The following is a 2013-nucleotide window of genomic DNA, read 5'->3' as shown; positions in this document are numbered from 1 at the left end:
CCGGTGTTGCGGGCGGCGGCCGGTCCCCGGCCGCCGCCGCGCAGGACGGTGGTGCGGGCCCTGAGGTCGCCGAGGACGGACAGCGGGTGCTCGAGCGCGGCCTCGTCGCCGGCGGCCGCTGCCGGGCGGTCGTCGACCAGGACGATCTCGGCCGGCTTGGGCCCGTGTGCGGCGACCAGGGAGGCCAGGCAGTCGGCGAGGGTGTCGCGGACCAGGGTCGGGATCACCACCGCGTAGCCGGGCTCCTCGGCGGGCCCGGTCCCGGGCGTCTCGGCGGGGCCCGTCATGCGAACATCCCCGCGCGGCGGACGGCGAAGGGGCCGATGGCCAGCAGGTCGACGGGGGCGGAGCCGAAGCACTCCAGGGCGTCGCGCGGGTCGTCGACCATGGGGCGGCCCGCCGTGTTGAGGCTGGTGTTGACCACCACCGGCAGGCCGGTGCGCCGTTCGAAGGCGTGCAGCATGCGGGCGACCAGCGGCTCCCGGCGCTCCTCGACGGTCTGGATGCGGGCGGTGCCGTCGACGTGGACCACGGCCGGGATGCGGTCGCGCCAGGCCTCGGCGACCTCGTGCACGAACAGCATGTAGGGGCTGGGCAGCTGTCCGGTGAAGATCTCGGAGGCCCGGTCGGCGACGACCATCGGGGCCACGGGGCGGAACTCCTCGCGGCCCTTCACCTTGTTGAGGCGTTCGAGGTTCTCCGCCCGGCCGGGGTGGGCCATCAGGGAGCGGTGGCCGAGCGCGCGGGGGCCGAACTCGCTGCGGCCCTGGAACCAGGCGACGACGCCGTCGCGGGCCAGTTCCTCGGCGACCGTCTCGGCGATGTCCTCGGGCTCCTCGAAGGGGACGGCCGCCTCCTGGAGGATCGCCCGCAGTTCGTCGTCGGACCAGCCGCGGCCGAGGTCGGCGCCGGGCATCGGCTCGGGGTGGTCGCTGAGGTGCAGGGCGCCGCCGAGGGCGGTCCCGGCGTCGCCGGCCGCGGGCTGCACCCAGACGTTCCGGAACGGGCCCAGCGCGGCGATCTTCGCGTTGGCCACGCAGTTGAGGGCGACGCCGCCGGCCAGCGTGAGCGACTCGCCGCCGCCGGCGCTGTGCAGCCAGTGGACCAGTTCCAGCATGACCTCCTCCAGCACCGCCTGGGCGCTGGCCGCGAGGTCGGCGTGGTCCTGGGTCCACGGCTCGTGCCTGCCGCGCGGCGGGGCGTAGGCCGCCCAGTCGACGCCGTGGGCGCGGAAGCCGCCGTCGCCGGTGGCGTGGACGTGCTCGCGCAGCTGCTTGTGGAAGCGCGGCTTGCCGTAGGAGGCGAGCGCCATCACCTTGAACTCGTCGCTGCTGCGCAGGAAGCCGAGGTGGGCGGTGAGCTCCTCGTAGACCAGGCCGAGGGAGTGCGGCAGCGCCTGGGTGGCGAGAACGTCCAGCTTGCCCTCGGTGTAGCGCCCGGCCAGGTGGGAGGAGGACTCGCCGCGGCCGTCGAGGACCAGTACGGCGCTGTCCGGGAACGGGGATGCGGGTCCCGCGGAGGCGGCGTGCGCCACGTGGTGCGGGACGAAGACGACCCGGTCGGGGTCGAGGCCGGGCAGCGCCTCGGCGAGGAACTCGGGCGCGCGGCGGGCGTACTCGAGGCGCAGAGGGTCCCACGGGTCGTCCAGGCCCATCCGGTCCGCCGGGCGGGCCAGCCGGGGGTCGAACGAGTAGGCGACCGCGTCCAGTTCCTCGGGGCGGACGCCGGCGTGCTCCAGGCACCAGCGGGCCGACAGCTCGGGAAGCTCCCAGGCGGAGAAGGGGACCGGGCGCTTGCCGTGCTTGCGTCGGCTGAAGCGTTCCTCCTCGGCCGCGGCGACCGTGCGGCCGTCGACCACCAGGGCGGCGGCGGGGTCGTGGAAGAGGGCGTTGATGCCAAGGATGCGCATGGAGTGCTCCGTCCCGGACGTGGGGTCGGGGTGTGGCGGTTCGGCGGTCTGCGGTCTGTGCGGTCTGCGGTCTGCGATCTGTGCGGTCCGCGATCTGTGCGGTC

2 protein-coding genes are annotated in these 2013 nt (G+C 75.1%); both read right to left on the bottom strand.

What is annotated here, in order from left to right; genetic code table 11:
- Positions 1–287, bottom strand: a 287-nt coding sequence (locus ACOV8S_RS04845; protein ID WP_448316278.1) for a glycosyltransferase family 2 protein, incomplete at its 3' end; no start/stop codon positions are given.
- Positions 284–1909 carry a carbamoyltransferase family protein gene (locus ACOV8S_RS04840; protein WP_448316277.1) on the bottom strand — a complete coding sequence of 542 codons (1626 nt, stop codon included), beginning with the start codon at positions 1907–1909 and terminating at the stop codon, positions 284–286. The genes ACOV8S_RS04845 and ACOV8S_RS04840, both read right to left, overlap by 4 nt.
- Between the last annotated feature and the right edge of the window lie 104 nt (positions 1910–2013).

The sequence above is a fragment of the Streptomyces sp. CO7 genome (assembly GCF_053474865.1).
Note: the sequence above shows the minus strand (reverse complement) of the source record. Positions and strands in the feature narration are given on the sequence as shown.

Coding starts and splice junctions, on each gene's coding strand:
- ACOV8S_RS04840 (WP_448316277.1), bottom strand. CDS start 1,909: ATGCGCATCCTTGGCATCAACGCCCTCTTCCACGACCCCGCCGCCGCC.